Here is a 6,956-nt window from a genome sequence, read left to right on the forward strand (position 1 = left end):
GCACCGGCGGCCCGGCCAGGCCGGTCACAGCATGCGCTCACCCGAGATTACCCGGCCGGCGTTGCCGCCAACCCGGGGTAATGATTATGCCTGCGGGCTTTCCCGTGGGGGCGTCGAATTCTCCCGTGATCCCGGTTCCAGCACCTGTATCTGGGGGAATTCCCGCTCGGTGAATAAAATGTTTTGCGTGGGTATCGCCAGTTTGATTTCCATATTTTCCAGCTCTTCCATCAGGCGAATATTGATTTCCTGCTGAATATCCATGTATTTATTATAATCGGCGCTGGCGACGATATGCACCACTTCATAAGTCAGGCGGAAATTATCAAATGACAGGAAATGCGCCCGGTCAAAGCGGGTTTCCTCTATTTCGTCAATGATGCGTTTGATAGTCGGTCCCACAAGGCGCAGCTTTTCCGGCGGCGTTGAATACGCCAGTCCGAAGGTAAACACGATGCGCCGGGTCTGCATGCGTTTATAGTTATGGATGGTCTGCTGCAGCAGTATGGCGTTGGCGCAGACAATCTGCTCGCCGCTCAGGCTGCGTATGCGGGTGGTTTTCAGGCCGATATGCTCAATGGTGCCGGCGATATCGTTGAATACCACGAAGTCGCCGATAACAAAGGGCTTGTCAAAACCAATGGCCAGCGAGGCGAACACATCGCTCAGCACGGTCTGGATCGCCAGCGCGATGGCGATGCCGCCGACGCCGAGGCTGGCCACCAGCGCGGTGATGTTGACCCCCACGTTGCCGAGGATGGACAGCAGCATCAGCGCCCATATCAACAGGCGGATCATCACGCCCAGGATAACCATGGTCACGGTATTGCGCACCGCGCCGGGCTGGTTAACCACCTTTTGCGACCAGACATGGGCGGCGCTGTCCAGCCACAGGGCAATCTGGATGGCGAACACCAGGAACCAGCCGTGCGCCAGGGCGCTGTGCCAGGTGCCGGGCAGCTCGATAAAACGCATGCTGATAAGGAAGGCGGTGAACAGGATCAGCACCCGCTTGGTATTGTCCAGCATCTCAACCGCAATCTGGTACATGGCGCTGTGCCGCCCGGTGCTCCACTGCTTCACCCGGTGGCCCACCAGTTGGATCGCGCGCGAGATAACCCAGTGGATGACCAGGGTGGCGGCGATAATAATGGCGATGTTCAGCCAAAAATCGCCGGAGGTGATAAGGCGGAAAAAATTCAGGTTCCTCAACATCTCCATACGGTTTCTCCCAAGCAGACAAGTAAAAAAAAAAATTAATTATAAAAATTATAATGATTACAAAGTGGCACATAATCGGCGAGGCGGCAAATGAAGGCCGCCATCGTCAGCCGTATAGACCTTGGTGACGTTTTTTGCGCTGCTGATAATCGTCATCGGCGCGCAGCCGATCCCAATAATGTTTAAAGACCGCGGCGGCATCCGCCTTCTGCCGATCGACGATATAAGGCAGCACCGTGCCGTCGGCGGCGTATTTTTTGCCGCCCTGATGATTGGCGTAACGCCTGGCGCGGGTATAGCCCATCTGGATGAACTTGCGCGCCATATCCATGCCGACAAAATCATCCTGGCAACGATAGCGCTCGAACATGACAAAAATTTTTTCAGCCGACGCCCTGGCGATATCGGCGTTTTTAAAGCGCCAGTGCGGCAGGATCTCGCTTTTGTAAGGTTCAACCAGCAGCACGCCCTGCTCGCCGCGTCCCACCTGATAGCGCTCGGGATGGCGGCGGAAATCCGTATGGGCAAAATCTTGTTGATAATCAAATGGGCGCATAACCAGGTTCAATTGCGGGGTTTTTTTAAGCATAGCCAACGCGACGAAAAAAATGCACACCGTTCCGTTGCCTTGCGTGCCGTCGTGCCATGGCCATCTGTTTAACGCGGCGCAGGGGATAGCCAATGCACCATGTGAAATGACCGCAGGCGTAAGCAGAAACTTTTATGCGTCATCTTTCTGAGGTATGGTTATAAATACGCGCCATTTTTTCCTGTGACCTATGTCTATTTCGGTATTGCTGCACGTCGATATCCCCACCCCGTTCCGTCCCGCCTTCGCGCGGGCCGGTTTTCGCCTGTGCCCCGCGTTGCGGGAGAACGAGCTTAGCCCGATCCTGCCCGCTGACGGCAGCATAGACCCCGCCAGGGTGGAGGCGGTGCTGACCATTGGCTCCATCGGCCTGAGCGCGGCGGATATGGACGCGTTGCCTAACCTGCGGCTGATTTGCTGCCAGGGGGTGGGGTTTGAAAAGATCGATCTGGACGCCGCGCGGGCGCGCGGCATTATGGTCACCAACGGCGCCGGCACCAACGATACCGCCGTCGCCGACCACGCGGTGGCGCTGCTGGCGGCGATAGTGCGCAATATTCCCGACCTCGACCGCGCGGTCCATCGCGGGGAATGGCAACAGGCGCGGCGAACCCGCCCGCAGCTCACCGGGCGGCGCCTCGGGATAGTGGGGCTGGGCAATATCGGCCTTAAAATCGCCCAACGCTGCGCCGGGGGGTTTGATATGGAAGTGGCCTACCATAGCCGCACCCCGCGCGCCGATAGCGATTATCGCTATTGCGACAGTCTGGACGCGCTGGCGCGCTGGGCGGATTTCCTGGTGGTATGCACGCCGGGAGGGGCCGCGACACGGCATTTGATCAATGCCCAGGCGCTGGCGGCGCTGGGCGCGGACGGTTTTTTGGTCAATGTGTCCCGCGGCAGCGTGGTGGATACCGGCGCGCTGATCGATTGCCTGCGCCGCCGGGCCATCGCCGGCGCCGCGCTGGATGTATTGGAGGGTGAGCCGAAGGTGCCCGCCGCTCTGCTGGCGCTGGACAATATTATCCTGACGCCTCATGTGGCCGCGCGCTCGCCCGAGGCGCTGGACGCCATGTTCGAGCGGGTGCTGGAAAACGTAACCCGCTTTTTCGCCGGCCGGCCGGTGTTGACGCCGGTGCCGGGCATGGCGATATAATCTTTCAGGCTCAAGACGCTCAATCTTTCTTTGTGATAATAAGGAACCGGCATGTTGGATTACCGTGAACTTATCAGTCCCCCCTCGTTAATACTCTCGTTACAGCAGGAAAGCGACGCGCCGGCCCTTTTTGAGCTGGTGCACGCGGAGCGCGAAAGGCTGGGCCGGCATTTGTCCTGGCCGCCGCTGATTCATAACGTCAATGACACCCTGGCCAATATTCGCCATAACCGTACCGAGTTCGCCGCCGGACGATCGGCGGTCTATGTGGTGCGCTGGGAGGGCGACATCGCGGGTATCCTGTCTTTTAATACCATTAACGACAGGCAGGCGGAAATCGGCTATTGGCTGGCCGCGCGCCATGAAGGCAAAGGCGTGATGTCGCGGGCGGTGGCGGCGCTGATGTCATGGTATGGCGATGCGGGCAAACTGGATACCTTCATTATTCGCTGCGGGGCGGCCAACCGCCCCAGCAACCGGCTGGCCCAGCGGCTGGGGTTTGAGTTCGATTATTGCCAGGTGAGGGCGGAAAAAATCGGCGATCGCTATGTCGATCATAACGTCTATTGCCGCCAGTACCAACCCGGTCCGTTAACGCCCGGCCTTGACCACCGGCGTTAACGGACCGGCCCGCCGCGCTCGCGCACATCCTCCAGCAGCCGGCCCAGCACCGACGCCGACTGGCGCAGGCCGTCGTGCTGGTATTCGCTGGTCACCCAGGCCTGCAGGTTGCCGACCCGGGCGGCGGTATCGAGCGACAGCCCGGCGTCGACAAACATATCGTCGTGGTAGATAGCCGCGGCCACCGGCACCTCGTTGGCCGCCAGCCGCGGCGGATCGTACAGGGGCGGATAGCCGCCGCGCTCGGCCAGTAAGTTCGCGACCTCACGGAAGGGCCGTAGCGATCGGATTTCCTCGAACATCCAGGGATACATCATCTCGCCGGTGAACAGCAGCGGGCGGCGTTCCGGGGAAAATTCGGGAAACGACGCCCGGATGCGCTGCGCGCTCCAGCGGCCGGCGTGGTCGCCGTGGCCGTAGATGATTTCCTGCAGCACGGCGTAGAGCGGGTTACTGTCATAGGAGGTCAACGCCATGACCGAGGCGAGAAAATGGTCCGATAAGCGCGTTTCCTTCTCGTCGCTGAAGGCTTCCTCCATCAGCCAGTGGATATTTTCAAAGCCCCGCGCCAGGCCGAAATCATTGCCCAGGGTCTGCAGGCGCCGCACGCTCAGGCGGTCGCCGTCCGGCAGGCGGATATCTTGCGTCGCGATAATATCCGCCACCCGGGCGATGCGCGAACCATCAAGGGGATAGCGCCGGTAATATCTGTCATTTTTTGCGGCAACCCGTGGATAAGTGCGGCGATAGACCTCGTCCGCGTCGGCGTCCAACCCGGCCAGGCCGCCGGTGATATAACAGGCCGCCAGGCCCTGCGGCGCCATCGACAGATAGCTTAAGGCGATAAACCCACCATAGCTTTGCCCGAGGATTTCCCAGCGCCCGCCGCCGAATACGCGCTCGCGTAGATATTCATAGTCATGCACGATACTGTCGGCGCGAAACAACCACAGGTAATCGGCGGCCTGGCCGGCATCGGCGAATGCGGACAGGGTGGCGGATTCCACCCTGGCGCTGCGCCCGGTGCCGCGCTGGTCGACCAGGATCACCCGGTGGGTTTTCAGCGCTTGCGCCAGCCAAACCGGGCCGCCCGGGGACGGACGCGGCCCTTTGCCGCCGGGGCCCCCCTGGATATAGGCGAGCTTCGGTAAATCGGCGTCGCGCCGCGTCGGATCAACCACTTCCCTGGCGAAAATCTTGATGGTGCGGCCATCGCCGGGGTTGGACCAGTCCAGCGGCACCGTGACCAGGCGATCGCGTATCAGCATCCCGGGAATCATGTATTCGGACAAAATCAACGTCGTTTCCTTAAGAAATCAATGATGAGGCGCGGGCATGGCCTACCGGCATGATTTGCGGGGTGCCTGCGGCGCGGGAAGGGGTGTTTCAGTACCAAAACCCATGCCGATAATGCGTCCTGAAATCAACGGCACCCAAGGCTGGCGCCGCATCCAGCCGCCGATGGCGGAGGGGGCGCGCGCCGGATCCCGTGGCCGGTTGCCTTTACCGGTAAGCATAATCTGCAGCGATTGCAACGCCCAGGTGGGAAAACGCCTGCGCCGCTGTACCCGGTTTAGCTGGCGCAGGGTGACCCGGCCTTGCAGCAGCGGGGCGGTCAGCAGATTGGCCGCCGCCACCGCATCCTGAACGGCCAGATTAACCCCGACGCCGCCGATGGGCGACATGGCATGGGCGGCATCGCCGATGCATAATACGCCGGGGGCGGCCCAACGCCGTAACCGATCGATGCGGATCACCAGCAGTTTCACCTGTGACCAGTCGACGACGGCGCCGGCCAAACGGTCATAACCGAACGGCGCCACCTCCGCCACCCGTCGCAGCAAGGTCGCCAGCCCCTCCCGGCGCAGGGCGGCGAAACTGCCTTTTTCGATGCTGTAGCCGCACTGCCAGTAGTCGCCGCGATCGAGCATGATAAAATTATTTTTCGGCCCGCCGTGGCCGCTGGACTGGCCGGTGTCGTCGGATTGCCTGGGCAGCCTGAACCATACCACGTCGCGCGGCGCGCCGAACTCCCGCGCCGGCAGGCCGGCGGCGGCGCGCACCATTGACTGCCGCCCGTCGGTGCCCACCACCAGGGCGGCGTGGATGCGCAGCGGCATATCCTGCCCATCCACCGCCGCCACGCCGCACACCCGGCCGCCGGCGTTAAACAGCTCCCGCGCGGTAGTGGAACGCAGCAGCGTGAAGCCCGGCAAGGCCTCGGCGCGCTCCGCCAAAAAATTCAGAAACTCCCACTGCGGCATAAACGCCATAAATTTACACCGGGTGGGCAGGCGGGAAAAATCCGCCAGGGTGACGGTTTCGCCGCGAAACTCGCCACGCAGCTTTTCCACCCGTTGATGCGGCAGGGCCAGGAAATCGGTGAGCAGATCGAGATGATACATGATCTCAAGCGTAGAGGGATGAATGGTGTCGCCGCGGAAATCGCGCAGGAAATCCGCATGTTTTTCCAGCACCGTGACGGCGATGCCGGCCCTGGCCAGCAGATAGCCCAGCATCAGGCCGGCGGGTCCGCCGCCGACGATGCAGCAGCCGGTATGGATATCCGGCCGGGACGAACCGCCGGTGGACAGGTCGGGACGGGAGGATTCAACAGCCATAAAAATGTGCCGTGCCATAAAAAGATGATAATTGATAATACGTATCAATTATCATCTTGCAAGTGAATCAGCGGTGAAAGCGTGGTGGCTAATCCTGCCGTTCTATCGGTGGTGACGGGAAAAAGCCAATATTGCCCAGGCTTATCGCCCTGCTGATGGTCGCCACCGGACCGAGGAATTGCAGCAATGCCTTATGGATGGCGGCCTTGCCCTGGGTTTGATCGACGGTCACGTGGCGTTTTTTCTGCGCGTCAACCAGATGCAGGGTATCGCCGGCTTTGATGATGTTGCAGGCGTGCCCGGACACCGGGCTGAACAACCTGCGCCAGCCGGGCCGTTCCACGGTGACCACCGCGTTGATATCGCCGCTTTTGCGCAGTTTATCGGCGAGCTCCCCGGCTGAGTCAAATAGCGTTCTGGAGACATTGTCGAAGGTGGCAAACCGATCGGGACTGCCGCCGCGCAGATCCGTTAAGGCGGTGTGCAAATTGCCGGTTTTCAACGTGTCGGCCACCGCCGTGGCGCATGACATGCAGTTGGTCTGGCCCACGCCATGGAAGCCAAACCAGGAGGCGACGACCGCCAGCGGACGGAGCCATAAAGGCGGACTGCCGTGACGGTTAACTTCCGTCAGCAGCGTGTCACGGATATAGGTTTTCAGCTTGATGTTATAAATGACATGGCTTCCGGTGCCGCCCTGATAGGTGGGAGGGCAGGCTCCATTCTTCGCCACGGGATTGCGGTAGAG

At 60.8% G+C, this 6,956-nt stretch carries 7 protein-coding genes; 2 read left to right on the forward strand and 5 right to left on the reverse strand.

All coding sequences use genetic code 11. From position 1 onward, the window contains the following. Nucleotides 1–84: 84 nt before the first annotated feature. A complete protein-coding gene (locus VGC33_RS05495) occupies nt 85–1,221 on the reverse strand; it encodes a mechanosensitive ion channel family protein (RefSeq protein ID WP_331119746.1) in 1,137 nt (378 codons plus the stop codon). 106 nt (nt 1,222–1,327) lie between these two features. Next, entirely contained in the window at nt 1,328–1,777 is a 450-nt protein-coding gene (locus VGC33_RS05500; RefSeq protein WP_331119747.1) for a DUF4385 domain-containing protein, read from the reverse strand. 223 nt (nt 1,778–2,000) lie between these two features. Here VGC33_RS05500 and VGC33_RS05505 point away from each other — a divergent pair, with 223 nt between their 5' ends. After that, nucleotides 2,001–2,966: a 2-hydroxyacid dehydrogenase gene (locus tag VGC33_RS05505; RefSeq protein ID WP_331119748.1), complete on the forward strand. Its 966-nt coding sequence runs from the start codon at nt 2,001–2,003 to the stop codon at nt 2,964–2,966. Nucleotides 2,967–3,017: 51 nt separating this feature from the next. Continuing rightward, nucleotides 3,018–3,587 carry a GNAT family N-acetyltransferase gene (locus VGC33_RS05510; protein WP_331119749.1) on the forward strand — a complete coding sequence of 190 codons (570 nt, stop codon included), beginning with the start codon at nt 3,018–3,020 and terminating at the stop codon, nt 3,585–3,587. Here the strand turns inward: VGC33_RS05510 and VGC33_RS05515 are convergent. From VGC33_RS05515 to VGC33_RS05525, 3 genes are all read right to left on the reverse strand, one after another. After that, entirely contained in the window at nt 3,584–4,885 is a 1,302-nt protein-coding gene (locus VGC33_RS05515; RefSeq protein ID WP_331119750.1) for an alpha/beta fold hydrolase, read from the reverse strand. The two genes, VGC33_RS05510 and VGC33_RS05515, sit on opposite strands and share 4 nt — an antisense overlap. Nucleotides 4,886–4,927: 42 nt before the next feature. Continuing rightward, nucleotides 4,928–6,208: an FAD-dependent oxidoreductase gene (locus VGC33_RS05520; protein ID WP_331119751.1), complete on the reverse strand. Its 1,281-nt coding sequence runs from the start codon at nt 6,206–6,208 to the stop codon at nt 4,928–4,930. A gap of 88 nt (nt 6,209–6,296) precedes the next feature. After that, nucleotides 6,297–6,956: toxin glutamine deamidase domain-containing protein (locus tag VGC33_RS05525; RefSeq protein WP_331119752.1), on the reverse strand; the 660-nt coding region annotated here is incomplete at its 5' end.

The sequence above is a fragment of the Acerihabitans sp. genome (genome assembly GCF_036398755.1).
Taxonomy (GTDB): Bacteria; Pseudomonadota; Gammaproteobacteria; order Enterobacterales; family Enterobacteriaceae; genus Acerihabitans.

What these genes read in the sequence shown, in the direction of transcription:
- VGC33_RS05505 (WP_331119748.1), top strand. Translation starts at nt 2,001, where the DNA reads ATGTCTATTTCGGTATTGCTGCACGTCGATATCCCCACCCCGTTCCGT.
- VGC33_RS05495 (WP_331119746.1), bottom strand. Translation starts at nt 1,221, where the DNA reads ATGGAGATGTTGAGGAACCTGAATTTTTTCCGCCTTATCACCTCCGGC.
- VGC33_RS05500 (WP_331119747.1), bottom strand. Translation starts at nt 1,777, where the DNA reads ATGCGCCCATTTGATTATCAACAAGATTTTGCCCATACGGATTTCCGC.
- VGC33_RS05510 (WP_331119749.1), top strand. Translation starts at nt 3,018, where the DNA reads ATGTTGGATTACCGTGAACTTATCAGTCCCCCCTCGTTAATACTCTCG.
- VGC33_RS05520 (WP_331119751.1), bottom strand. Translation starts at nt 6,208, where the DNA reads ATGGCTGTTGAATCCTCCCGTCCCGACCTGTCCACCGGCGGTTCGTCC.